Annotated in this window: 20 protein-coding genes and 1 pseudogene; 5 read left to right on the forward strand and 16 right to left on the reverse strand. The window is 70.2% G+C overall.

Annotated elements, in window-relative coordinates; all coding sequences use genetic code 11:
• Nucleotides 1-4: 4 nt before the first annotated feature.
• The 9 genes from M2157_RS07415 to M2157_RS07455 form a co-directional block, all read right to left on the reverse strand.
• Entirely contained in the window at nt 5-1,003 is a 999-nt protein-coding gene (locus tag M2157_RS07415) for an aspartyl/asparaginyl beta-hydroxylase domain-containing protein (RefSeq protein WP_280861001.1), read from the reverse strand.
• 74 nt (nt 1,004-1,077) lie between these two features.
• The gene (gene asnB / locus M2157_RS07420; RefSeq protein WP_280861002.1) at nt 1,078-2,880 is read right to left on the reverse strand and encodes an asparagine synthase (glutamine-hydrolyzing); all 1,803 of its coding nucleotides are present in this window, start codon (nt 2,878-2,880) and stop codon (nt 1,078-1,080) included.
• A gap of 3 nt (nt 2,881-2,883) precedes the next feature.
• A complete protein-coding gene (locus tag M2157_RS07425) occupies nt 2,884-4,146 on the reverse strand; it encodes a hypothetical protein (RefSeq protein WP_280861003.1) in 1,263 nt (420 codons plus the stop codon).
• Nucleotides 4,147-4,187: 41 nt separating this feature from the next.
• Nucleotides 4,188-5,195, reverse strand: coding sequence for a 2,3-diaminopropionate biosynthesis protein SbnB (gene sbnB, locus M2157_RS07430; protein WP_280861004.1), 1,008 nt, complete (start codon nt 5,193-5,195; stop codon nt 4,188-4,190).
• 51 nt (nt 5,196-5,246) lie between these two features.
• The gene (sbnA, locus tag M2157_RS07435) at nt 5,247-6,227 is read right to left on the reverse strand and encodes a 2,3-diaminopropionate biosynthesis protein SbnA (protein ID WP_280861006.1); all 981 of its coding nucleotides are present in this window, start codon (nt 6,225-6,227) and stop codon (nt 5,247-5,249) included.
• Entirely contained in the window at nt 6,224-7,621 is a 1,398-nt protein-coding gene (locus M2157_RS07440; RefSeq protein WP_280864806.1) for a M20/M25/M40 family metallo-hydrolase, read from the reverse strand. The genes sbnA and M2157_RS07440 overlap by 4 nt, the downstream gene beginning before the upstream one ends.
• A gap of 69 nt (nt 7,622-7,690) precedes the next feature.
• Complete coding sequence (locus M2157_RS07445; RefSeq protein ID WP_280864808.1) at nt 7,691-8,626, reverse strand: hydroxyacid dehydrogenase; 936 nt, start codon at nt 8,624-8,626, stop codon at nt 7,691-7,693.
• 200 nt (nt 8,627-8,826) lie between these two features.
• Nucleotides 8,827-9,756, reverse strand: coding sequence for an NAD(P)-dependent oxidoreductase (locus tag M2157_RS07450; RefSeq protein ID WP_280864809.1), 930 nt, complete (start codon nt 9,754-9,756; stop codon nt 8,827-8,829).
• Complete coding sequence (locus M2157_RS07455) at nt 9,753-10,766, reverse strand: ScbA/BarX family gamma-butyrolactone biosynthesis protein (RefSeq protein ID WP_280861010.1); 1,014 nt, start codon at nt 10,764-10,766, stop codon at nt 9,753-9,755. Before M2157_RS07455 ends, M2157_RS07450 begins: the two co-directional genes overlap by 4 nt.
• A gap of 131 nt (nt 10,767-10,897) precedes the next feature.
• Here M2157_RS07455 and M2157_RS07460 point away from each other — a divergent pair, with 131 nt between their 5' ends.
• Together M2157_RS07460 and M2157_RS07465 are read left to right on the forward strand one after the other, a co-directional pair.
• Nucleotides 10,898-11,533 (forward strand): ScbR family autoregulator-binding transcription factor, encoded by a 636-nt coding sequence (locus M2157_RS07460; RefSeq protein WP_280864810.1) that lies wholly within the window; start codon nt 10,898-10,900, stop codon nt 11,531-11,533.
• 249 nt (nt 11,534-11,782) lie between these two features.
• The gene (locus tag M2157_RS07465) at nt 11,783-12,667 is read left to right on the forward strand and encodes a hypothetical protein (protein WP_280861012.1); all 885 of its coding nucleotides are present in this window, start codon (nt 11,783-11,785) and stop codon (nt 12,665-12,667) included.
• A gap of 40 nt (nt 12,668-12,707) precedes the next feature.
• Here M2157_RS07465 and M2157_RS07470 read toward each other — a convergent pair whose 3' ends face one another.
• The 4 genes and pseudogenes from M2157_RS07470 to M2157_RS07485 all read right to left on the reverse strand — a co-directional run.
• Nucleotides 12,708-13,829: an SGNH/GDSL hydrolase family protein gene (locus M2157_RS07470; protein ID WP_280864811.1), complete on the reverse strand. Its 1,122-nt coding sequence runs from the start codon at nt 13,827-13,829 to the stop codon at nt 12,708-12,710.
• A gap of 283 nt (nt 13,830-14,112) precedes the next feature.
• The gene (locus tag M2157_RS07475; RefSeq protein ID WP_280864812.1) at nt 14,113-15,012 is read right to left on the reverse strand and encodes an amidohydrolase family protein; all 900 of its coding nucleotides are present in this window, start codon (nt 15,010-15,012) and stop codon (nt 14,113-14,115) included.
• A gap of 6 nt (nt 15,013-15,018) precedes the next feature.
• Nucleotides 15,019-16,659 carry a phosphoglucomutase (alpha-D-glucose-1,6-bisphosphate-dependent) gene (gene pgm / locus M2157_RS07480; protein WP_280868175.1) on the reverse strand — a complete coding sequence of 547 codons (1,641 nt, stop codon included), beginning with the start codon at nt 16,657-16,659 and terminating at the stop codon, nt 15,019-15,021.
• A 300-nt stretch (nt 16,660-16,959) separates the two neighbouring features.
• Nucleotides 16,960-17,397: pseudogene (locus M2157_RS07485) on the reverse strand (VOC family protein); the annotation flags it as partial.
• On the opposite strand from M2157_RS07485, the gene M2157_RS07490 reads away from it, so the two are divergent.
• The 3 genes from M2157_RS07490 (at nt 17,396) to M2157_RS07500 (ending at nt 19,371) form a co-directional block, all read left to right on the forward strand.
• Nucleotides 17,396-17,572, forward strand: coding sequence for a hypothetical protein (locus tag M2157_RS07490; protein ID WP_280864813.1), 177 nt, complete (start codon nt 17,396-17,398; stop codon nt 17,570-17,572). The pseudogene M2157_RS07485 and the gene M2157_RS07490 overlap by 2 nt on opposite strands.
• A gap of 78 nt (nt 17,573-17,650) precedes the next feature.
• The gene (locus M2157_RS07495; RefSeq protein WP_280861016.1) at nt 17,651-18,709 is read left to right on the forward strand and encodes an alpha/beta hydrolase; all 1,059 of its coding nucleotides are present in this window, start codon (nt 17,651-17,653) and stop codon (nt 18,707-18,709) included.
• A 173-nt stretch (nt 18,710-18,882) separates the two neighbouring features.
• Entirely contained in the window at nt 18,883-19,371 is a 489-nt protein-coding gene (locus M2157_RS07500) for a TetR/AcrR family transcriptional regulator (protein WP_280863719.1), read from the forward strand.
• A gap of 166 nt (nt 19,372-19,537) precedes the next feature.
• On the opposite strand, the gene M2157_RS07505 is transcribed toward M2157_RS07500, so the two are convergent.
• The 3 genes from M2157_RS07505 to M2157_RS07515 form a co-directional block, all read right to left on the reverse strand.
• Nucleotides 19,538-21,016 (reverse strand): ricin-type beta-trefoil lectin domain protein, encoded by a 1,479-nt coding sequence (locus M2157_RS07505; RefSeq protein ID WP_280864814.1) that lies wholly within the window; start codon nt 21,014-21,016, stop codon nt 19,538-19,540.
• Between the two features lie 625 nt (nt 21,017-21,641).
• Nucleotides 21,642-22,466 carry an alpha/beta hydrolase gene (locus tag M2157_RS07510; RefSeq protein WP_280864815.1) on the reverse strand — a complete coding sequence of 275 codons (825 nt, stop codon included), beginning with the start codon at nt 22,464-22,466 and terminating at the stop codon, nt 21,642-21,644.
• Nucleotides 22,467-22,970: 504 nt separating this feature from the next.
• Nucleotides 22,971-23,282: a hypothetical protein gene (locus M2157_RS07515; protein WP_280864816.1), complete on the reverse strand. Its 312-nt coding sequence runs from the start codon at nt 23,280-23,282 to the stop codon at nt 22,971-22,973.
• Between the last annotated feature and the right edge of the window lie 346 nt (nt 23,283-23,628).

Here is a 23,628-nt window from a genome sequence, read left to right on the forward strand (position 1 = left end):
TGTCTCAGGCGGCGAGGCGCTCGGCGGTCACGGTCAGCTCGTGGACCTGGCTGCCCTCACGGGTGCGCAGCACGACCCTGGGTTCCGGGCCGTCGGGGAAGACCTGGAGCGTGCGCTCCTCGCTCCAGCCGCTCAGCCGGTACTCGTTGTCGCCGAGGTGCACCAGCGCGAAGACACGGTCGCCGGGCAGCCGAAGGGTCATCCGGTCGCCCTCTTCGGCGAGGGTCGCCGTCTCCTGGTGCGCGTCGGCGGACAGCGGTGTGTCGTCCTCCCACAGGTGGAACGTCGCCGGGACGGGGAAGCGGGTGGCCAGCCGCCGTCGTTCGTCCGCGGTCTGCGGGCACTCCTGGCGGTTGAAGAGCACCTCGCCGTGGCGGAAGTACTCCTGCCAGGTCTCCGGGAACAGGGCCGCGAGACCGGGGGTGACCAGGACGTCGACGACGAGGTGGACACGGTGCTCGGTGCCGGTGTTCTGGACCCGGTGGGTGCGGCTGAAGTCGCCGAACCAGAACTCCCCCGGTTGCCAGCGGTGCTCCACCCCGTCGAGGACGAGCACGGCGCCCGGGTTGGTCACGACCGGCACGTGCAGCCGCCCGACGCCCCAGCGCGGCCCGTACTTGGGGTCGGTGTGGTCCATGCCGACGGTGTCGGGGCCGAGCGCCATGAACCGTACGGCGTGCAGCGGGGCCGGTATGGAGTCCAGCACGTCACGGACGTACGGGATGCGGTCGAGCCACACGGTCTCCTCGAAGTCCCGCGGGCCGGGGCCGCCCGGGTCCGTGCGGTCGGCGTCGCCGCCGGGGCTGCGCAGGGCCAGGCAGCGCCAGTCGACCTCGGTGGCGGCGCCGACGCCGTCCTCGGTGTAGACGCGCTGCTGGTCCCAGGTGTGCTCGCGCAGGGAGGTCAGTTCGCGCAGCAGCCGGCCGGCGTCGAAGGAGGGCTCGAGCCGTACGCCCTCGGCGGGCATGGGCGGGGAGTCGACGAGCGAGGTGGTGGATGACATGGAGGTTCCTTCGCGGGTGTCGGGATTCGGGTGGGCGTCGGGTCGGCGGAGGTCCGCGGCAGGACATCGCGGGCTCAGGCGTGCGCCACGGCGGCCGCCTCGCGGGCCGTGCCGTTCTCCTGGAGGTGGTGCCAGCGTTCGAGCATGTAGAGCGTCCACAGCGCGTAGGTGTGCTCGGGACGGAACTCGCGGACCGCCGAGCGCAGCGCGTCCGGGCGGAAGTAGCCGCGCTCCAGGGAGGCTTCGGACAGCAGTGTGTCGCTGATGGAGGAGCGCAGCTCCGCGCCGAGCCAGCTCTCCAGGGGCACCGCCAGCTCCTGCTTGCGGCGCTCCAGGACGGATGCGGGCAGGTAGCGGGCGGCCACGCGCTTGAGCGGGGCCTTTTCGTTCGCGCCGACCAGTTTCCGGGCCGCGGGGACCCGTGTGACGTAGTCGATGAGCCGGTGGTCGAGCAGGGGGCTCCGGGGCTCGACGGAGTGCGCCATCGACATCCGGTCGATCTTCACCAGCTGTGCGTCGGAGAGCCAGAAACGGCTGTCGACCTGCATGGCGCGGTCCAGGTCCGGAACCGAGGGGTCGGTGCGGTCGAAGCGGGCCCGCAGGTAGTTGTGCGGACGGTCCGGGATCCGGGCCGCGAAGTCGGGCGCGTACAGCCTGTTCTTGAGCGGGTGGGGCACGCCGTCAGCGAGGACATGCTCGTAGCGGTCGGCGAGTCCGTCATCGCCCGGGAGGTCGCGCAGGCGCTGGTAGCGGCCGTATCCGCAGAAGATCTCGTCGGATCCGTCGCCGGTAAGCACGACGGTGACGTGCTGCCGGGCCAGCTTGTACATGCATGACGCGGCGATCGCCGAGGGGAAGGCGTAGGGCTCGCCCATGTGGGTCAGGATGGTGTCGACGGCCTCCCGCGCGTCCTCGGCGCCGATCCGGTACACGTGGTGCCGGGTGCCGCAGTGCTCGGCCACGGCGCGGGCGTACTCCGACTCGTCGAACGCGGCGTGCTCGAACCCGACGGAGAACGTGTGGATCGGCCGGCCCAGCTGCCGGGTGGCCAGGGCGACCACCAGGCTGGAGTCGAGCCCGCCGCTGAGCATCGCTCCCAGTGGAACCTCCGATTCCAGCCTGTCCTGCACGGCCTGCTGGAGCAACGCGTCGATCCGGTCGTCGATCTCGGCCTGCGGCACGTCCGTCAGCTCGGCGGTGAAGTCGAACTGCCAGTAGGTGCGGCGGCGTTCGGGGCGGCCCGCTTCAAGGACGAGGACCGTGGCGGGCTCCAGTTTGCGCACCTGCCGGTAGATGGTGTGCGGTGCGGGCACGACCCGGTAGCTGAGGTACTGGTCGATCGCGACGGGGTCGGTCTCCCGGCCGATCCCCGGGTGCAGCATCAGCGCGGGCAGTTCGGAGGCGAACGCCACCCCTCCGCCGGCGGGCCGCGCATAGAACAGCGGTTTCTTGCCGACGCGGTCGGTGGCCAGGACGAGCCGGTCGCGGCGCGTGTCGTGAACGGCGAGGGCGAACATGCCGTGCAACCGCTCGACGAAGTGCTCGCCGAACTCCTGGTACAGGTGCGGCAGTACCTGGGCGTCGCTGCCGCCGCGCACCGGACGGCCGCGGGTGGCGAGCAGGTCCCGCAGTTCCTGGTGGTTGTAGATCTCACCGTTGAGGACGCACACGACGGTGCCGTCGTCGCTGAAGACGGGCTGCGAGCCGTCGTGCAGGCCGATGACCTTCAGCCGGCACATCGCCAGGGCTGCCTCGGCGGTGACGAAGGACCCCGTTTCGTCGGGTCCCCGGTGTGCCATGGCCGCACAGGCGGCCGACGTGTAGGGGGCGTGGACGGGAGCGTGTCCCAGGGACACCGATCCGGCGATTCCGCACACGGGTCAGCCCTCCTTGAGGTCGAGACGGCGCTTGGCATGGCCGGAGCGCAGTCCGTCGGGACTGACACCGATCACCCGCACGGGTCCGACGAGACCCGAGGCGATCATCTGGGCGACGTCGGGGGCCCGCCGGTCGACGGCCGAGCGGATCGCGGCGAGCCGGTCGTGGTCGACGGTGTCGGCCACCACCCGGATGACGAGGCCGTCGTCGTCGGCCGCCTCGAACGGGCTGCCCGGGAAGACCTCGGCCATGATCTGGGCCAGGTCGTGGTTGCTGATGCGCTCGCCGTGCTTCAGGTCACCGGCGAGGCGTCCGTCGATGCGTTCGAACGCGAACACCTCGCGGCCGTCGTGGTGGATGCGGCGCAACCCGGTGACGGCGTCGCCGGTGACGTAGCGGATCGCCGGGAAGTATCCGCGGGTGAGGGAGGTGAGCAGGAGAGCCCCGCTGCCTTCCTGACGGGAGGGGACCCGGTCGTTCTCGGTGCGGCCGGTCACCTCCTCGGGAGGCAGCACCTCGGGAACGATGTGGTCGTGGAAGTGGTAGAGGCCGGTCTGCGCGCACGAGTGGGCGATGGCGCCGATCTCGATGGAGCCGAACACGTCGAGGACGTCCGCGGGTTCGAGGCCGAACCGGTCCGCCACATGGGCGCGCCAGGCGGGTGGCGCCACATCGCCGACGACCATGATCTTCCGCGGCCGGATGTCCAGGCCGGGGCGGGCCTGGAGGAGCCGGTCGAGGATCATCGGCATGGTGAAGAACACGTCCGGGCGCCACTCGTTGAGCTTCGCCACGTGTTCGTCGACGGGCCGCGTGAAGTCGATGTCGTGGGCCTGGAAGCCGAGTTCGAGGAAGACGCGGCGTGCCGAGGCCGCGGCGTGGCCGGTGCCGAGGTCGGCGACCGCGACGGCGCCGCGCGGCAGGGTCCGGGTGAACTCCCCGAACAACTCCCGTCGTTGGGCCACGTACGCGTCTTCGTCGGCGGGCGAGTAGAGGATGCGCTTGCGCTGTCCGCCGGAGGTTCCGGACGTGTGGTACACGGAGGCCTCGGGCAGGTGCGGGTGTCCGGCGGTGTAGTAGTGGGCCGCCAGCAGGTCGGTGCCGATGAGGGGCAGGTCGGCGAGGTTGCCGGAACCGAGGGCGCCGCGGCCCAGGAGGAGATCGCGGTACCAGGGGAAGCGTTGGGCGTGACCGGCCGCGAGAGCGGCGAGTTCGGCCTCCCGTGCGGGAGTGCGGGTGGCGAGGGCGGTGGCGGTGTGCGGCATCAGGGAGTGCCTTTCGTCGTACGGCGGGGAGGGCGCGAGTGTCAGCTCCAGCGCTGTGTCTCGCCGAAGAAGTCGGGCACACCGACAGCGAGCCCCTTCTCGACGGCCTGCCGGTGGAGGCGCTGTCCCACCGCGAGGTCGAGGACACCTAGCCCGAAGGGCGAGAAGATCCGCGGCCGGTCGGCGGCCGGTGCGACCTTGCCGCGCAGCACCTGCGCGAGGGTGCCGTCGATGAAGTCGCGGTGGCCGAGCCGCTGTTCTGCCAGGTGCGGTGAGGTGTCCGCGGTCAGGCAGTGGTCGACGTCGTCGAGAATGTTCTGCGCGTCGGCGACGATCTCCCAGCCGAGGTCGCGCAGTGAGATGTTGAGGACGGTCTGGCCGGGGGCGAAGGTGTCGGCCCGGGTGACCCAGGGCTCCGAGGAGGTGGTGGCGAAGACGACGAGGTCGGCGTCGGCCGCGGCCCGCTCGAAGGAGTCCTCCTGCTCGGCCCGGTACCCGAGGTCGGTGATGCGCCGGGTGAGGGCGGCGGCGTAGGAGGCTTCCCGGTCGTGGACGACGAAGCGGTCCACGGACCAGGACTGCGCGGCGAAGAACTCCGCGATGTTGCGTGCGATGACGCCGGCGCCCACCAGGCATATCCGCTGCGCGGTGCGTCCGCCGGTCAGTTCCTCGGCGCCCAGGACCGCGGACGCGGCGGTGCGGGCGGAGCTGATCTGGGACGCCTCCAGGCAGGCGAAGGGGTAGCCGGTCTCGTAGTCGTTGAGGAGCAGCGTGGCGGAGGCGCGCGGGATGTTCCGCTCGATGTTGCGGGGGTAGCTCGCGATCCACTTGATGCCGGACAGGCCGTAGTCGCCGCCCAGATGGGCGGGCAGCGCGATGATGCGGGCGTCCGGCTTCTGCGGGAAGCGCAGGAAGTAGCTGTTCGGGTTGACCGAGTCCCCGGCGTCGTGGGTGAGGTAGGCGGAGCGGACCGTCTCGACGATCTCGGGGCGGGAGACGTCGATGAGGGCGCGCAGGGCGGTGCCGCCCACCACGTGGAAGTCGAACATGGGGTTTCCCTTTTCTTGTTGCGTTGTCGGAGCTGGAGTGCCGACGGCCGGTCACACGGCGACGGGGTAACTGCCGGAGTCGTCGAGGACGTCCGCGCCGAAGGTGTCGGCCACCCACAGGTCGTCGTAGATCGTCTTGGCGTAGCGGTCGCCCATGTCGGGCGAGAGGGCCACGACCCGCGACCCCGCGGGGATCCCGTCGGTGATCGACTCCAGGGCCGCGAGCACGGATCCGGTGGAGCCGCCGAGCGGCAGCCCGTGTTCGCGGGCCAGACGGCGGCACATGCGCACGGCGTCGGGCTCGTCGACGAGGACGACCTCGTCGACCTGGTCGGGCCGGCACAGTTCGGGACGGCGGCTGGTGCCGAGGCCGGGGATCTGGCGTGGGCCGGGCGGACCACCGAAGGTGACCGACCCGGTGGTGTCCACCGCGACGATCCTCGTCCAGGGCGAGAACGCCCGGAAGTGCCGTGTGCAGCCCATGAGCGTGCCGGTGGTGCCGGCGCCGACCAGGAGGACGTCGACGTGTCCGATGTTCTTGAGGATCGAGGTGGCGGTCCGGCGGGCGTGTGCCTGTGCGTTGGCGGGGTTGGCGTACTGGTTGAGCCACACCAGCCCGGGGTCGGCCCCCGTCATCTCACGGATGCGGGCGATACGGGTCCCCAGATAGCCACCGTTGCGGTCCCGCCGCGTGACCTGGACGACCTCGGCTCCCAGCGCCCGGATGAGGGAAAGGCTCTGGGGGGAGATGTTCGGATCGGTCACGCAGGTGAAGTGGTAGCCGCGAGCGGCGGCGATGACGGCCAGGGCGATACCGAGGCTGCCGGACGAGGATTCCACCATCCGTCCACCGGGCCGGAGCACACCCCTCTTCTCGGCGTCCTCCACCATGCCGAGGGCTGACTTGAGCTTCACCGACCCGGCCGGATTCATCCCCTCCAGCTTCAGGAAGAGCCGGCTGTCCGTCAGGACGCCGTCCAGCTCGAGGAAGACGTCGTCGGTGACGATGTCACAGGCGCGCTGGTAGATCATCGGTCCTCCTGCTCGCCGGTCGGCGAAGGGACGGGGTCGCCGGCCTCGGGCGTGTCCTTCCGGAGCGCGGCCAGGCGGCGCAGGAAAAGGACTTCGGCCTGGGCCAGTGAGGCGATCTCACCCGGGTTCACGCTCTCGTCGGTGCCGTGGATGTTCGACGGCGGGTCCGCGACGCCGCACAGGAGGATCTCCGCGTCGGGGTGGAGCCTCCTGAAGACGGAGCAGACGGCGATGGAACCGCCGGCTCCCACCTCGCGGGGCGGTGTTCCGAAGGCGTCCCGCAGGGCGTCGCGGAGCACTGTGTGCGCGGTCCGGCCGGTGTCCGCGCGGAAGGACGGGCCGCTGGTGACCCGGCGTATGTCCAGGTGCGCACCCCAGGGGGTGTGGGCCCGCAGATGGGCGGCGAGCGCCTCATGGGTGTGCAGGACGTCCGAGCCGGGCGGGGTGCGCACGCTGACCAGTGCCTTCGCCGAGGGCCGGAGAGCGGGTACGGCATCGTCGAGCGACGGCGACTGGACGGCGAGGACGGTGACGGCGGGCAGCCGCCACAGCCGGTCGGCGACGGAGCCGGTACCTATGAGTTCGACGCCGTCCAGGACTCCGGCGTCCGCGCGGAAGTCGGCTTCGCTGTACTCCGCCTGGTCCTGGCGGGCGTCGCACCCGGCCTGGTCGGTGTCCACGGCGGGCAGGCAGGGTGTGCCGCGGTGGTCGTGCAGCGTGGCCAGGAGACGGATGAGGGCGGTCATCGCATCGGGTGCGGGTCCGCCGAACTGACCCGAGTGCAGGGTCCTGGACAGGGTGGAGAGCGTGATCTCCACGACGGCCATGCCGCGCAGGGAAGTGGTCAGGGTCGGAATGCCCGGGGCGGCGTTACCCGTGTCGGCGATGACGACCGCGTCAGGTGCCACAAGCCCGGGGTGCGCGCGCAGCACCTTCTCCAGGCTTCCTTCGCCGGGTTCCTCGCTCCCGTCGACCAGGACCGTGATGTCGAGGTCGGGGTAGGGCTCGTGGGGCAGGGCCTCCTGGAGGGCGCGCAGCGCCGTGAGGTGCGTGACGACGTTGCCCTTGCAGTCCGCGCTGCCGCGGCCGTACCACCGTCCGTCGCGTTCGGTCAGTGCGAACGGCGGTGTGCGCCAGACCGTCTCGTCCTGGGCCGAGACGACGTCGTAGTGGGCGTAGAGAACCACGGAGGGTGCGCCGGGCGGGCCGGGGCGGCGGGCGTGGACGGTCTCGGTACCGTCGTCGGCGGGCAGCAGCCGGATCTCGGGAAGGCCGGCTTCGGCGAGCAGATCGGCGATGGTGCGGGCCGCTCGGGGGAAGTGGTCCGGCGGCGCGGCTCCGACGACGGTGCGCAGGGCGACCAGTTCGGCGAGGTCGTCGCGGGCTCTGGTCATCAGGGCGGGGGTGATCGCTGCTGAGAGTGGGGCAGGCATGGTGGGTCTCCGGCGTGCGGGTGGCACCGCTCAGACGGCGGTGGGTGCGGGGACGGCGACCGGGGTCAGTTCCGCGAGGACCTTGCGGACGACCTCCTGTCCTGCCCGCAGCTGTGCGTCGTGGGTGCTCGCGCCGAGGTGCGGGACGGCCACCACGTTCGGCAGGGCCAACAGGGGTGAGGTGCCGGGTGGTTCGGTGGCGAAGACGTCCAGTGCGGCACCGGCGAGCCGGCCGTCGCGCAGTGCCCGGTGCAGGGCCGTCTCGTCGACGATGCCGCCCCGGGCGGCGTTGACCAGATGTGCGGTGGGTTTCATCAGGGACAGCTCCCGGGCGCCGATGAGTCCTGCGGTCCGGGGGGTTTTGGGCAGGTGCAGGGTGACGACGTCGCTCGCGGTGAGCAGTTCGTCGAGGCCCGTGGGGTGCACGTCGTCGCCGAGGGTGTCCGCGTAGGGGTCGTGCACGAGGATGTGCATGTCGAAGGCGGCCAGCCGGCGCGCGACCTGCCTGCCGACGCGGCCGTAGCCGACGATGCCGAGGGTGCGGCCGGCGAGTTCGACGCCGGTGAGTTCTGTGCGACGCCACTCGCCGTTCGCGAGGGAGCGCACCCCGGCGTTGAGGTGGCGCACCGAGGCGACGATCAGTGCCACGGTGAGTTCGGCGACGCTCACGGTGTTGGAGTCCGGGGCGTTGAGCACGGTGATGCCGCGGGCCCTGGCGGTGTCGGTGTCGATGTTGTCGAGGCCGACGCCGGCGCGTGCGACGACACGCAGGCCGGGCGCCCGGTCCAGGACTTCCGCGTCGACCCGGGTGCCGCTGCGCACGATCAGGGCGTCCGCGTCGGGCAGCGCGGCGAACAGCGCCGGGCGGTCACGGCCGTCGACGTGCCGGACGTCGCAGACGGCCCTCAGGGCGGCGATGCTGTCGCCGGGCAGTACGTCGCTCACGATCACGACCGGTGCGGGCACGGAGCTCTCCTTCGGGAGGTGTCGGGTCCACTTTATTAATCCGAACGTTTGGTTTGTTTCTAGAAAAACCCTAACGTTCGGTTTGTTTCACGGGCAAGGAACTCCCTGTGTGTCCTCGGTCACTCAATCCGGGGACCGTGGCAGGAGGAGGTGAGCCGCGGCCCCGGCAGCGGAGTGCCGGGACATCGCGGCCCGGAGCGTCAGAGCAACTGGCCCCGATACCAGGCGGCGTGGGCCGACAGCCCCGCTGTCAGGCCGACGTCCGGGGCGTGATCGCCCACGGTGCGCAGCCGGGTCGCGTCGAACCAGTGGTCCACACCGAGCAGGTCCAGCATGTGGGGGTCACATCCGGCGGCCACAAGTTCCTCCCGAGCCTGCTCGAAGGGCTGGCCCCCACCCACGAGCGGGAACCCGAGGTGGCGGTGCGCGGCGACGACCAGTTCGCGCAGGCTGACCGGTTGGGGCGGACAGGCGTGGAAGACACCGGTCGCCCGCCGGGGCGGCGTGGTGACGGCCATGCGGGTGAGGGAAGTGGCGAGAGAGCCGACCTCGGTGAGCGACAGCAGCGCCGAGCCCCGCTCGGGCAGTCCCGATCGCAAGGCGTGCACCATGCGCAGCAGCGCAGGCATCACCCACCGGTCTCCCGTGCCGTAGACGAGGTACGGGCGCAGGACCGCACCGCCCGCCGCGAGCACGAACCGCTCACCGGCCAGGCGGCTGCGACTGGTCGGCGAGACCGGGCGCGGCTCCACCGCGCCCTCGGCCGCCTCGCGGAAGGGCCCGTTGCCGTACACGGCCGCGGTGCTCAGCTGCACGAACTTGCTCACACCGGCCCGGCCGGCCTCAGCCACCAGGCGGCGCGTGCCGTCGACGTTCACCGCGAAGCACCGGTCCTCGTCCTTGCCGATGTAGGAGGCCAGGTGCAGCACGGCGTCCACATCGCGGCACAGGCCGCGCAGGCCCGCGGGATCCGTGAGGTCGCCGTCCACGACCTCGGCACCCGGTATCGGCGTCACGGGTCGCCGGTGAGCCAGGACGCGCACCCGCACTCCGGCGGACCGGAGCAGCGGGACGGCCGTGCCGCCGACGAACCCGGATCCGCCGGTGACGAGGACGAGCGGACGGTTCATCGCGGGCCGCCCGCGGACGCCGGTGCGCGATGGAGGGTGAGGGTGCACTCGTAGACGACGGCACCGTGTTGTTCGGCGGCCACCCGCACCTCGTGCCCGCCGTCGCCGGAGGCGGACAGCCGCGCCCGGACGAGGCAGGGTGCGTCGAACTCCACATAGCGGTGGAACTGATTGGTCATCACGGTGACCAGCACCGGGTCGGGACCCGCCAGGCGCTGCGCCGCCTGCCGCGCGGCCTCCAGCAGGAGCATCCCCGGCACATGGTCGGTAGGGTGGTCGAAGAGGGTCGGGTGCGCCCAGTTGACCCGCAGCGGCCAGGCCCCCCGGCGCGGATCGGCCGCACCGGGATCGTCCAGGGGCAGGCCGAGCACCACGTCGGCCTCGACGGCCCGGCCGACCTCATGGGGAGGCAGCGGTTCGGGCTGCTCGGGCAGGCGGGCGGGAATCTCGGCGTACGAGCCCCGCAGCCGCCGGTAGACGGAGCGGCGCATGCAGTTGAAGGTCATGCGGCCACGCCCCAGGGGCACCTCGTCACGGACCAGTCCGATCTCCATCGTCATCCCCGCGAGCCGACTGCCGTGCCGGGTCACCTCACCGCAGCCGACGGTCAGTTCGACGTCGACCGGCCGGTCGTCGAGTCGCAGGGCGTCCGGGGACAGGGCGAGGCTCAGTTCGGTCATCAGGGTCGGGTGGTCGCGGGGCAGGTCGTAGAAGACGTGGCTGACCAGAGAGGAGGTCTGCCGGATGCTCTCGGCGGCCAGCAGCGGATCGTGCCAGCGGCCTCCGACCGGGCCGTAGAAGCCGTGTCCGCGCGGCCACTGGGCTCCCACCTTGAAGCGGTGCGCGCCGAGACGTATCCAGTCGTCGGTCAGCAGCACCTCGCCGATGGCCCGCCGGTGGACGAGATCGCGCGGCGCCGTCCGCTCGAAGGTCAGGGAATGTAAGGACTCGGTGGCGGGCGCAGAGAGGTCGTCGGCGAGTTCGGCGGGGAGGGACAGGTGGACCGACATGGCACGGACTCCAGCGGGTGATCGACGTACGGGTTACGGGGGCATAGAATACCCAACGTACGGTTTGTTTTTGAATTAACTGACCAAACTGCTCACATGGCTGACACGCCCTTGAAACAAGGACTGACCCGATGGCACGACAGGAAAGAGCGATCGAGACGAGGAAGAGGCTCCTGGTCGGGGCGGCCGAGGTCTTCGACGAACGGGGCTACGCCGCGGCGAGTATCAACGAGATCCAGGAGCGCAGCGGCGTCACGAAAGGAGCGATGTACTTCCACTTCGCATCCAAGGAGGAGATCGCCAAGGGCGTCATGACCGCCCAGACCGAGGTGCCGGTCGAGGTGCGCAGCCCCTCGGCGTCACCGATGCAGCAAGCCATCGACCTCACCCACGAGCTGGCCCGTCGGCTGCGCACGGACGTCCTGTTCCGCGCGAGCATCCGGCTCACCGTGGAGCGGGGGACGTTCCAGACGAACGACTCCGACATGTACGACTGGTGGCTGCGGGCCTTCAGCCGGGAGCTGGCGCGTGCCCAGGGGGCCGGAGAACTCCGCAAGGAGCTGGCGCCCGAAGACGTGGCGGCAAGCGTGGTGGGCTCGTTCACCGGCATCCAGATGCTCTCTCACGTCACCAGTGCCCACCGCGATCTCCACGACCGCCTGACGAACTGGTGGGAGCAGATCCTGCCCGGCATCGCGACCCCGGAGACCCTCGGCAGACTGCTGCCGGCCGGATCACCCGGGCTCGGCCTGAGCGGCGGAGCCTGACCGCAACCGGGGGGAGCGAACCTGGCGCCAGTTCGCTCCCCAGCCGCCGACCACCCGTCGACCCGACAGATGCCGCCTCACGGAGGAACAAGGGCGCGAATACGCCTTACGTCCCTCCTGCCCACCGCACCCCTCGGACATCTGCGCAGGAGCATCACACAGGCTGCACACCGCCTTTCGAAAGCCTCGCTACTTTTGCCTCCGGCTCGATCCTCCGTGCGAACGAGACCGGCCACGGCCACTGGGCCGATGGTGCAGTCGACTCAGGAAGACCAGATGGACTACTGCTCCTCGTGCCGTCGGCATCTCAACGGCGCCCTGGCGTGTCCCGGATGCGGCGCCTACGCCCCGGACATCGCTCCCCCCGCCCACCTCTACGCGACGACCGGCGCGGCGGCAGCGGCATGGGACGAAGCACCCACGTGGCACGACGCGGGACTTCACGAGGAGCCGGCTGCCGGGTCCGACCCGGCCGAGGTGCCGTCCGACGACGTGACGGACGCGCCGGTGGCGGCGGAGGGCCGGGCGGCGCGCCGACGCCAGCGGGCCCGCTGGCGGAAGAACCAGCGCAAGGCGGTGGTCGCGACCGCCGTCGCCCTCGTCGGTGGTGGCCTGACCGTCTCCGCGATGAACCAGCAGTCCAACGTCCGGACCCAGGCGGCCACTTCGCCGGACAACCGGTCCATGGGCGTGGCGGAGTTGCCGACCTCGGACGACGCACTGCCGGCGTCGACGCCCGCCAAGGCACAGCAGGCGTCCACGACCACGCCCTCCAAGTCGGTCGCCTCGCACCGGCGGACGGGCGACGCGGCGTCCACCACGACCCGGTCGTCGGTCCACACGGACTCCGCCGTCTCCCCCACGCCCACGGCGACGACCGCCTCGCAGTCGACGTCTCATGCCACGCTCTCGACGTCGGTCGCGGCGGGCGCCGGCACCGGCGGCACGTCCGGCACCACCGATACGACGACGGAGCAGACTCCTTCGTCCACGGCCACGGACAGCACGACGGACACGACCACGAACACGGGCACGAGCAGCAACAGCTCGCAGAATTCGCAGACGACGACGTCCTCGTCCTCTGCCACCGATCCATCAGGGCTGTGCGTGCTCAACCTGCTCTGCATCAACTGAAACACCGGAGCGGCATGAGGGCGTGCTGACCGCCCGTCGGCTACCAGCGCAGCGGAAGCGTCGCGAGGTGGTCGTCGAGCAGGCCGGAGATGATCCGGTGGTCCCCCGCGGAGGGATGCCAGTCGCAGCCCAGGCGGTCCAGGGCGGGGTCGTCGTAGTACCAGTAGCCGACTCGTTCGTCGCCCTGTGCTTCGCGGGTCCGGACGATGCGCTCGGCGGTCTCGGCGAAGGGGCTGGAGCCCAGGTTGGTGGCGCTGACGACGAGGAACGTCCTGGGGCCGTAGCGGGCACGCAGTTTGTCGAGGAAGCCGTGGTAGGCGGACTCGTAGGCGGCGACCAGATCGGCCTCCGTGCTCCAGCGCTCGCCCGGATTGAGGGGTGTCGAGAAGTCGTTGAGACCCAGCCCGACGACGACGGCCTGCGGCCGCCAGCCGGCCGGCTTCCGCCAGACGTCGCCCTCCACGTTCAGCAGGGCACGGTCGTAGTAGGTGCGGAAGTCGGTGCCGGGGCTGCTGCCGTTGTAGTTGCGGACCATGCCGCGGCCGGAGAAGGCGTTGATCTGGTAGTCGGCGCCGAGGCGTCGGGCGGTGAGGGCGCCGAAGGAGAGGTCGGAGTTGGTGTTCCGGTCGACTCCCCCGTTGTTCGAACAGTCACGCGTGCCGGCGACGTTGCCGTAGCCCGCGGTGTAGGAGTCGCCGATGAACTCGATCTGCCTGCGCCGGGCGGGCGGCCTGGCGAGGATCGCGCCGCCCGGAGCGGCGACGAAGCCACCGAACCGGCCCTCGGCCCAAGGGCATTCCGTCCGCTTGACGAGCCGCACGCGGTGCTCGGTGTCGGTGAGTCCCTTGACCCAGGCGGTGGTTCGGCCCGGGGTCACGAGGGTGGCCGTGGTTCTGCCGTCTATCTGGACGTCGTAGTCGTTGACGGAGTCGTCGAGGACGACGCCGACTCCGGTACCGCGGAACCGGCCCTCGAAGGAGATCCCGGGCCAGCTGTACCGCACGAACCCGTCGGCGGCCGCTTTGACGCGGCCCACGGTGTGGAACCTGGTCGGGGCGGCGCTGGACGCCCGCGAGGGAGCGGCGACGGCGGCGACCAGGCCAGCAGCGGTGGCGGTCACGAGTGTCCTGCGGGACAAGCGACGGGGCGAAGGGGGCTGCATCTGGCCATCCTTGGCTGGTGGGCGCGGTCGGGCGGGGTGCGGTGCCCGCCCCGGAATGCTCAGTACGGCCAGTACTGCCTGTACGACCCGTACGGCACGGGAGCGCTCCCACACCCCTGGCGCTGTTCAACGTGACCGCACCACGCGTGTCCGTCAACCCCTCCTGCATGAGTCCGGATCTTCGGGGTAGCAGAGTCGATGCTTACCCGGGGGAAGGGCCGTCGCACCTGGGGAGGTCGAGGCGGCCCTTCTCCCACCCCTTGGCCCGTGCGCGGCAGCGCCGTCACAGGTCGAACAGGCTTCTCGCGTTGTCATGGCACACGGCCCGCAGCCATTCCGGTCCGAGGTCCAGCCGTTCCAGGGCGTGGAGCTGGTGCAGGTAGGCGTAGGGAATGCTGGGGAAGTCGGAGCCGAGCAGGATGCGGTCGCCGAGTGCGGCGAGCCGGGGCAGGGCTTGGCGCGGGAACGGCATGAACCCCTCGGTGAAGTCGGTGAACGCCATCGTCGTGTCCAGCCGCACCTGGTCGTACCGCTCGGCGAGGTCGAGGAACTCCTCGTACTCGGGCATGCCCATGTGCGCGACGATCAGCCGCAGCTTCGGGTGCCGTGCCAGCACCCGCGCGACGGGCTCGGGGCCGGTGTGCTTGCCGAGCGCGGGCCCGGAGCCGCAGTGGATCACCACGGGGATGCCGGCCTCGGCCAGCAGGCCCCAGGCCCGGTGGAGGCGTTCGTCGGCCGGGTCGTACGCGCCCACCTGGACGTGCGCCTTGAAGACCCGCGCCCCTGCTTCGACGGCCTCGCGGACGTAGGTCTCGACGTCCGGCTCGGGGTGGAGGGTGGCGGTGTGCAGACAGTCGGGGGTGCGGTGGGCGAAGTCAGCCGCCCATCCGTTCAGCCACCTGGCCATGCCGGGCTTGTGGGGGTAGAGCATCGCGGTGAAGGCCCTGACCCCGAAGGCCCGCAGCAAGGCCGTTCTCTCCGCCTCCTCCTTGCGGTAGGTGATCGGCCATCCCAGCCCGCCGATCAGCGGCCCGTTGGTGTCGAAGTAGTCCCAGACCTTGTGCAGGACCCGCTCGGGCATGAAGTGGGTGTGGACGTCGATCAGACCCGGCAGACCGAGCCCGCCCCAGAAACGGCGGATCTCGTCGGCCTCCTCGTTCGACTCCACGTCGCGATCGTCCATGTCGGGTCAGGCGCCCAGCGCCGCCAGCACCACGGACCTGGCCTCCTCCTGGACCCGGCGCAGATGGTCCGGGCCGAGGAACGACTCCCCGTAGATCTTGTAGACGTCCTCGGTGCCCGAAGGGCGGGCCGCGAACCAGGCGTTCGCGGTGGACACCTTGATACCGCCGAGGGCGGCACCGTTTCCGGGGGCCTCGGTGAGCACCTGGGTGACCGGCTCTCCGGCGAGGGTGTCGGCGGTGACCTGGCGCGGGGACAGCTTGGCGAGCAGGGCCTTCTCCTCGCGGGAGGCCGGGGCGTCGACGCGCGCGTAGGCGGGGGCACCGAAGCGCTCGGTGAGCTCGGCGTAGTGCTGCGAGGGACTCTTGCCGGTGACCGCCGTGATCTCGGAGGCGAGCAGGGCCAGGATGATGCCGTCCTTGTCGGTGGTCCACACCGAGCCGTCCCGGCGCAGGAAGGACGCGCCGGCCGACTCCTCACCGCCGAAGCCGATCGTGCCGTCGGACAGGCCGTCCACGAACCACTTGAAGCCGACGGGTACTTCGACCAGCGTCCGGCCGAGGTCCGCCGCGACCCGGTCGATCATGCTCGAGGACACCAGGGTCTTGCCGATCCCGGCGCCCGCGGGCCACTGGTCCCGGTGCGAGAACAGGTACGAGATCGCCACGGCCAGATAGTGGTTGGGGTTCATCAGGCCCGCGTCCGGCGTGACGATGCCGTGCCGGTCGGAGTCGGCGTCGTTGCCGGTGGCGATGTCGAACCGGTCGCGCTGCTCGATGAGCGAGGCCATGGCGTACGGCGACGAGCAGTCCATGCGGATCTTGCCGTCCCAGTCGAGCGTCATGAAGCGCCAGGTGGGATCCGTGAGCGGGTTCACGACGGTCAGGTCGAGCCGGTGCTGTTCGGCGATCCGGCCCCAGTAGGCGACCGAGGCGCCGCCCAGCGGATCGGCGCCGATGCGCACACCGGCGGACCGGATCGCCTCCAGGTCCAGCACGTTCGGCAGGTCGGCGACATACGCCCCGAGGAAGTCGTGGCGGCCGGTGCCGGGTGCGGCCAGGGCGCGGGCGTAGGGGATACGCCGTACGTCCTTCAGGCCGCCGGTGATGATCTCGTTGGCGCGGTCCTGGATCCAGGAGGTCGCCTCGGATCCGGCGGGACCGCCGTTCGGCGGGTTGTACTTGAAGCCGCCGTCGGCGGGCGGATTGTGCGAGGGGGTGACGACGACCCCGTCGGCGAGCGCCGCGGTCCGGTGCCGGTTGTGGGTGAGGATGGCGTGCGAGACGGCCGGGGTGGGCGTGTAGCCGTCGGCCTGGTCGATGAGGACGGTCACGTCGTTGGCCGCGAACACCTCCAGTGCCGTGGCCCGGGCGGGCTCGGACAGGGCGTGGGTGTCGGCGCCGAGGAAGAGGGGGCCGTCGGTGCCCTGGGCGGCGCGGTACTCGCAGATGGCCTGGCTGGTGGCCGCGATGTGGTCCTCGTTGAACGCCGCCGCGAGGGACGAACCGCGGTGTCCCGAGGTGCCGAAGGCCACCCGCTGTCCCGGTTCGGCCGGGTCGGGGTGCAGCGTGTAGTACGCCGTGACCAGACGGGCCACATCGATGAGGTCCTCGTGCCCGGCGACCTGCCCCGCTCGCGCGTTCTGCATTTCCCGGCTCCTCCGCAAGGTCGACCGTTGAGTACGGCCCTCATTCTCCCCCGCCGGGGCCGCGGGGACGCGCATGGGGGGCGCGGTTCTGTCCTCGCCCGGCCTGGGTGGTGACCGAGCGACATGGCGGCGAGCGAGGTGGAGCGCCGGGCCGGCTTCCGGGACGGATTCCGTCCATGGCCGGCCGAGGCCCGCTGCAGCACCCGAGCCGCGCTGCTCCCCCGTAGGGGTTGAGCTCTCTTGCCGGGCACGCAGGCCCAGTAGGAGCACTCGCCTGGCGCAGCCGGGGCTCAGCGGCCGGGGGGCGCGCTCGGTGACCTCCTGCAGGAACCACTCGTTGCCGTCCAGGTCCTTGAAGGCGGCGAACGTGCCGTAGCTGGCCCGTTCGGGGTGCAGACCGAGCACCCGGTGGGAGTCACCGGCGTGGTGGAAGGCGCCGGTCTCGTCGCGGAACGGTCCGGAGACCTCCACACCGCAGGAGGTCAACTCCTCCTTGGCCTTGAGGATGTCGGTGACGGTCAGCTGGAGACCGTGCAGTGTGCCGGCCTCCTGCCGGGTCAGACCGTTCCCGAAGATGATCGAGCACTCGGAGCCGGGCGGAGTCACCTGCACGATCCGGTAGCCGTCGTTGACGGGGAAGTCGGCGTCGAGGCGCCAGCCGAGCTGCTCCACGTAGAAGCCCTTGGCGCGGTCGACATCGGAGACGGGCAGAACGACGACTTCGAGCTTCAGGTCCATGGCTGTGATCTCACTTTCGTTGGTCACCGCCCTGTGCGGTGACGCAACCATTGCAGTCATCGGCATCACCAGTCAAGGTGGTGACGGATTTCAGATCACGGTTGCCGAAGCATTAGCCATCCCCCCCGGCGACAGCCACCAACGCCACACCCAAACCTTGCCATCACCGGTTTGACAGGTGACGACCGCCATGGGAGCGTCATCGCGTCGAAAACGACGGTGGCACCGGAAAACACACGACGGAGGGCTTCACATGATCAACAGGCGTACCTTCAACAGGGCCGTAGGCCTGAGCACCGGCGCGGCCGCGGTCTCGCTGTCCGCCCTGCAGCCCAACGCCTCCGCCGCGACCGGCCCGGCTCAGCCGAGCAGCGCCACCGTGCCCATCGTCACCCCGGGCACCCACACCGGGTTCGGCGCGATCAAGCAGGTCAAGGCGGGGCTACTGAACGTCGGTTACGCCGAGGCCGGCCCCGCCCACGGCCCTGTCGTCCTCCTCCTGCACGGATGGCCGTACGACATCCACAGCTTCGTCGATGTCGCACCACTGCTCGCCGACCAGGGCTACCGCGTCATCGTTCCTCACCTGCGCGGCCACGGCAGCACCCGCTTCCTGTCCCGGCACACCCCGCGTACCGCCGAGCAGTCGGCCGTCGCGCTGGACATCGTCGCCCTGATGGACGCCCTCAAGATCCACAAGGCCGTCCTCGCCGGCTTCGACTGGGGCTCACGCACCGCGGACATCATCGCCGCGCTGTGGCCCGAACGAGTCAAGTCCCTTGTCTCCACCGGCGGTTACCTCATCACCGACCGCAAGGCGCAGCTGACGCCCGCGATCCCGGCCGTGGAACACAACTGGTGGTACCAGTGGTACTTCGCGACCGAGCGCGGCAAGGAGACGATGGAGGACGTCGACAAGCGCATCGCGCTGTGCCGCTACGTGTGGACCCTCGTCTCCCCCAACTGGAACTTCGACGACGCCACTTTCGCGCGCACCGCCGAGGCCTTCAAGCACCCCGACTACGCCGCCGTCGTGCTCTACAACTACCGCTGGCGCATCGGCCTCGTCGAGGGTGAGCCCCGCTACGACCGCTACGAGAAGCTGCTGGCGGCCCAGCCCTCCATCGGCGTTCCCACGATCACCCTCGACGCGGCCCTGGACCCCTTCACGGCGCCCGGCGACGGCTCCGCGTACCGCGGTCACTTCACCGGCGCCTACGAGCACCGCACCATCGCGGACATCGGTCACAACCTGCCGCAGGAGGCGCCGAGCGTCTTCGCCCGGGCCGTGATCGACGCCGACCGTCTCTGAGTACCGTGACAGCAGAGACCCTAGCTACCCGATTCATGTAGCACTTAGCACCTAGAGGTCCACTCCAGCGAGGCGTTAGAGGTCTCAGGTTTCACATTCGGCCATCTAGACTCGGTGCGGTGAGAGCCGACGCAGCACGCAACCTGGAAGCAGTCCTGACCACAGGAGCACGTATGCTCGCCGCCGACCCCGGCGCGAGCATCGCGGCCATCGCCGCAGAGGCGGGTGTGGACCGCCGCACCGTCTACCGCCGCTTCGCCTCCCGGGAGGACCTGCTCGCGGCCGTCTACGACGCCCGCCTCACGGCCATCGAGCACGCCATCGAAGACGCACGGCTGCGCGAGGCCCCCGTCGCCGTCGCCCTGCACCGCTACGTCGAGAACATCATCGCGGTCAACCGCACCTGGCCCGTCGACCTCACCCGCATGCTCGTCGACGACGCCGTCCGCGCACGCCGCGACACCTCCGTCCGCGAGGTCGACACTTTCCTCCAACGGGCCACCGACGAAGGCCTCCTGCGCCCCGGCCTCCGGGAGGGATGGGCGAGCGCGCTGCTGCCACAGCTCATGCACCTCGTGTCGCGCCAGTTGCCCGAGCTGAGCCCGGGCCAGGCCGCGGACGTCGTCGTCGACACCTTGCTGAACGGCCTCGGGGCGTCCTGACACACCACCGGAGCCGGGCCCGGAGGACTCCATTATCTGGCTCTGGCGGGGGCGCAAGGGGTCAACCCCGGAAGGTGATCCGCGCGCGCTGACCGTACGGGCCGGCGAGAGTGTTCGAAGGGCCCGTACGGTGCGGATCAGTGGTCGCGGGGAACGGGTGCCGTCATCAGCTTCTGGCCCACTGCTGGTTGCTGCTTCCGTTGCAGTACCAGACATCGACCGCCGTGCCGTTGCCGGTGCCGGCTCCGGCCGCGTCCAGGCAGAGCGCCGGGTTGGCGACGCTGGTCACGGAGAGGTCCGCGTTCACATTCCACTGCTGTGCCGCTGCGCCGGTGCAGTCGTCGATGACCACGGGGTCTCCCGCCGTGGCTCCGGTGCCTCCCACCGTCATGCACTTGTTGCCGTAGACGGTGAGTTGTTTGTCCGCGTTCCAGTTCCAGGTCTGGTTGCCACCGGCGTTGCAGTCCCAGAGGTCGAGTTGCGTGCCGTTGGCCGTGCTGAAGCCGGGCACGTCGACGCAGCGGCCCGAGCCCACTCCGCGCAGGACCTCTCCGGGAGGCGCGGGCGGCAGGTCGTTGACGGGCGGGGTCTTGCCGAAGCCGTAGCCCCAGCGCAGCAGGGCGACTCCGGTGGCGCTGTTGTCCACCATGTTGCCCTCGGAGTCCAGCGACTCGATGGAGTAGGCGTCGCCGAACCGCAGCCCCGGCCAGTACACCAGTCCCATCCCCTTGCTGCGGGCGGTGTTGGCCACAGCCGCGAGATACGAGGTGTAGACGTTGCCGTTCCAGGCGCCGTAGTTCAGACCGATGGTCATCGGGGAGCCGGCCTCGTCGATGACGGTCCGGCCGGCGTACGTGCCGATGCGGGCCTCGAGGTCGGCTGTCCAGTCCGCCTGCTGGGTGTAGCTGGCCCAGAAGCCGTAGAAGTGCAGCGACAGCAGGGTTCCCCGCAGTTCGGGTGCCGCGCCGACACCGGTGACGTTGTCGTTGTAGCCGGTACCGCTGATCACGACACGGCCGCGCGGGACGTCCTTGTGCTGGGCGAGCCAGCCACTGGTGACGGACACCCACTGGTCCAGGGTGTAGCCGTGCGGCTCGTTCATGGGCTCGAAGTAGACCCGCGGGTTGTGCTTGTACTCCCGCACCACGGTGTTCCACATCGTCTTCCAGGCGGCCGTGTCGTCGACCAGACCGTCCTTGCTGCTGTCGGCCTCCCAGTAGCTGACGATGACCTTGTCACCGTCGGCCGTGGCCGCGTCGATGGTCGCCCGGTACGACTTCCACCAGGTGGTGCCCACGCTCGCCGGGTTGATCGGCAGTCGCAGCGTGTTGGCGCCCAGGTTCTTCTTGAAGCCGCGCACCATGCGACCCGTGGTGCGGTACACCGTGCGGTAGTCGTCGGTCACCTTCAGCCCACTGGGCACCACGGCGTCACTGGCGTAGTTGTCCCGCGGGTCTGCCCAGTTCACCCCGCGGAAGTCACTGGTAGCACCCTTCGGCGCGGGCTTCACCGGCGCGTACGAGGCGGCTGACGTCTCGGCCGCCGGCTGGGCGAAGGCGGGGGCGGTCAGGAACATGAGTGTCGCGCCGAACCCGGCCATGAGCACACTGGCCAGTCTTCTCGGTCTCGTCGGGGTCTTGGTCATGTCGTCTCCAGTGACGGAAAGCGTGGAAAGCGGAGTGCGGGTTCGTCACCTGAGCCGAGGCAGTGATGAATGAGGGTCCGGAAACAGACCCTCAAACCCGTTCAAACCGGCAATGGTTACGTAACCATTGCCCGGACACTGGCACGCCACCCGCACTGGTGACAAGACCCGCGACGGTTCTCGGTGTCCTGACGAGGCGAGGCCGCTCGGCCAGGACACACTTCGTCGGTACGGATACCGGGAGCCCCTCGCGCGCGGACAACCCCCGCTGCCGTAGAACGCCGCACGTATGGCGGCCTGGACCGCGGGATCGGGGTTGCCGGGATCGATGCGCAGTGCGCCGATGCTCTCCGGATCACCGACGAGCAGCTCCATGAAGCGGTTGCCCTACCCCTCGGGCAGCGACGGATAGGCCAGACATGGCGTGTCCGAGGCCGGCATGTACGCAGCCGCTTCCTGGCGCGCGGCGACCAACTAGACCGCTTCCGGAACCCACCTCCCGCATCATGTGAAGCCGACGGTGTCCCACTTCCACAGGGGACGGCCACCCGGGGCGTCAAAGCGTCCGGCCCGGGAAATCCTGACGTACAGGAGATACCCGGGCTCAGTCGTCCTCCTCAGGACGTCAAGACCGGAAGAACTCCAGCAGGTCAGCGTTCACGGTGTCCGCATGCGTGGTCGGCATGCCATGAGGGAATCCGGCGTACGTCTTGAGCTCGCCGTTCCGAAGCAGCTTCGCCGACAACGGCCCGGAGTTCTCATAGGGCACGATCTGGTCGTCGTCGCCGTGCATGACCAGAACCGGGACCGAGATCTTCTTGAGGTCTTCGGTGAAGTCGGTCTGCGAGAACGCCACGACGCCGTCGTAGTGCGCCTTCGCGCCACCCATCATCCCCTGTCGCCACCAGTTCTGGATGATGGCCTCGGACGGCTCGACACCCGGGCGGTTGTAGCCGTAGAACGGGCCGGACGGCAGCGCCCTGTAGAACTCTGAGCGGTTCTGGGCCAGTTGCGCCTGAATGTCGTCGAATACGCTCTTGGGCACGCCGTTCGGGTTGGCCTCGGTCTGCACCATGAGAGGCGGGACGGCAGCGATGATCGCCGCTTTGGCCACGCGCTCCTCGCCGTGGCGGGCGAGATAGCGCACCACCTCACCGCCGCCCGTCGAGTGGCCGACGTGGATGGCGTTGCGTAGGTCGAGGTGAGCGGTTACCGCAGCCAGGTCGTCGGCGTAGTGGTCCAGGTCGTGCCCCTCGTCAACCTGGGCCGATCGGCCGTGCCCTCGCCGGTCGTGAGCGACTACCCGGTAGCCGTTCCGACGAAAGAACAGCATCTGGTTGTCCCAGTCGTCCGCCGACAGCGGCCAACCGTGGCTGAACACCACCGGCTGACCCGAACCCCAGTCCTTGTAGAAAATCTCCGTACCGTCGTCCGTGGTGATGAAAGGCATTTCCGATCTCCGTTCTCGGTCCACGTGTGGGCTGCTCGGGTCAAGCCGAAATCCTCCCCCTGTCCACGGTGGCTGCTCCATTGCTCGACCCTGCTCAATCCAATATCGAACAGCCCTCGTCATCCTGCGACCGTCAGATGACTGGGGCGATGACGGTCGGCGCCGGACACCTTGTCACGAGGCTCGGAAGGTCCTACGCCTTCAGGGCAGGGTCTGCCTGGGGCATTGGGCCGAACGTGAAATCGGCATTGCCTCGGCGCGGGACGTCGCCCGCGCCGCCAGAGTCTTCTGGCAGCCCGAGCCGACGTACCGGCCCTGCCGACAGGCAGCGCCATGCTGTTGAAGCCCGAAGCGCGGCCTCCCGCACCTGCTGCCGGGTGCAGTCGAAGCCTGGCAGGCGGTCGTGGACGATCCGGCCAGTGCTCATGATCATGCTCATGATCGGTGAGTCGACACCGGGATCGAGACATGAAGCAGGCCCGGACAGCTTTGTCCGGGCCTGCTTCAGTCGTGAAGCACTGCGGCGCGCAGGATGACCTCTGCGACCTCTGCCGGGTTGGGAAGCGAACACCGCGTGGGAGGCCCCGTCGATGGCAACGACCACCTCGGCCTTGGCTCGCTCGGCCATGAAGTGCGGTCACGGTCGTCGGCGCCGACGGTCTCGTGCCGGGCCGAGGCGCTGCGCATCCGGTCGACGACGAGGTTGCGGGTCACGGTGAGGAGCCGGCCCCGTACCGAGCCCTCGGTGCTGTGGAGCCGCTCCGCGTGCGGCAGCTTCCCGGCGTAAGCGAACAGAGCCTTCGCGTGCTCGGACACCAGGTGGTCCCGGACCAGTTCCGCGAGCAGCCGGCGCCCATGCTCCGGGCGCCGGCCGCGGCCACGCTCGCGGCGGCGGCCAGCGAAATCGGGCCCGGATTCAGTGCAGGCAGGAACAACCGGACGGCCGCGGGGGTGAGGAGCCGATACGACCACGACCACGAGAGGCGCTGCGCGTATCCGCGCGGGTACCTCGCCGGAAATCGCCTGGAGGCTGCCCCGGCTTTCCCTCAGCTCGCTCGCGATGGAGGCGGGCGGGAGCCGTACTCCCAGCAGGCGGCGCGCAAGCCGGGTGGCGTTCGGTGCGACGGTGGCCGTCATCTGCGCCCCCGGTGCCCGCACGCCC

Origin of the sequence: Streptomyces sp. SAI-127 (assembly GCF_029894425.1) — a bacterium.
GTDB lineage: Bacteria > Actinomycetota > Actinomycetes > Streptomycetales > Streptomycetaceae > Streptomyces.

Excerpts from the sequence above, each read along its gene's own strand:
- M2157_RS07415 (WP_280861001.1), bottom strand. The coding sequence starts at position 1,003 with ATGTCATCCACCACCTCGCTCGTCGACTCCCCGCCCATGCCCGCCGAG.
- M2157_RS07425 (WP_280861003.1), bottom strand. The coding sequence starts at position 4,146 with ATGCCGCACACCGCCACCGCCCTCGCCACCCGCACTCCCGCACGGGAG.
- sbnB (WP_280861004.1), bottom strand. The coding sequence starts at position 5,195 with ATGTTCGACTTCCACGTGGTGGGCGGCACCGCCCTGCGCGCCCTCATC.
- sbnA (WP_280861006.1), bottom strand. The coding sequence starts at position 6,227 with ATGATCTACCAGCGCGCCTGTGACATCGTCACCGACGACGTCTTCCTC.
- M2157_RS07440 (WP_280864806.1), bottom strand. The coding sequence starts at position 7,621 with ATGACCAGAGCCCGCGACGACCTCGCCGAACTGGTCGCCCTGCGCACC.
- M2157_RS07450 (WP_280864809.1), bottom strand. The coding sequence starts at position 9,756 with ATGAACCGTCCGCTCGTCCTCGTCACCGGCGGATCCGGGTTCGTCGGC.
- M2157_RS07455 (WP_280861010.1), bottom strand. The coding sequence starts at position 10,766 with ATGTCGGTCCACCTGTCCCTCCCCGCCGAACTCGCCGACGACCTCTCT.
- M2157_RS07460 (WP_280864810.1), top strand. The coding sequence starts at position 10,898 with ATGGCACGACAGGAAAGAGCGATCGAGACGAGGAAGAGGCTCCTGGTC.
- M2157_RS07465 (WP_280861012.1), top strand. The coding sequence starts at position 11,783 with ATGGTGCAGTCGACTCAGGAAGACCAGATGGACTACTGCTCCTCGTGC.
- M2157_RS07470 (WP_280864811.1), bottom strand. The coding sequence starts at position 13,829 with ATGCAGCCCCCTTCGCCCCGTCGCTTGTCCCGCAGGACACTCGTGACC.
- M2157_RS07475 (WP_280864812.1), bottom strand. The coding sequence starts at position 15,012 with ATGGACGATCGCGACGTGGAGTCGAACGAGGAGGCCGACGAGATCCGC.
- pgm (WP_280868175.1), bottom strand. The coding sequence starts at position 16,659 with ATGCAGAACGCGCGAGCGGGGCAGGTCGCCGGGCACGAGGACCTCATC.
- M2157_RS07490 (WP_280864813.1), top strand. The coding sequence starts at position 17,396 with ATGGCTGTGATCTCACTTTCGTTGGTCACCGCCCTGTGCGGTGACGCA.
- M2157_RS07495 (WP_280861016.1), top strand. The coding sequence starts at position 17,651 with ATGATCAACAGGCGTACCTTCAACAGGGCCGTAGGCCTGAGCACCGGC.
- M2157_RS07500 (WP_280863719.1), top strand. The coding sequence starts at position 18,883 with ATGCTCGCCGCCGACCCCGGCGCGAGCATCGCGGCCATCGCCGCAGAG.
- M2157_RS07505 (WP_280864814.1), bottom strand. The coding sequence starts at position 21,016 with ATGACCAAGACCCCGACGAGACCGAGAAGACTGGCCAGTGTGCTCATG.
- M2157_RS07510 (WP_280864815.1), bottom strand. The coding sequence starts at position 22,466 with ATGCCTTTCATCACCACGGACGACGGTACGGAGATTTTCTACAAGGAC.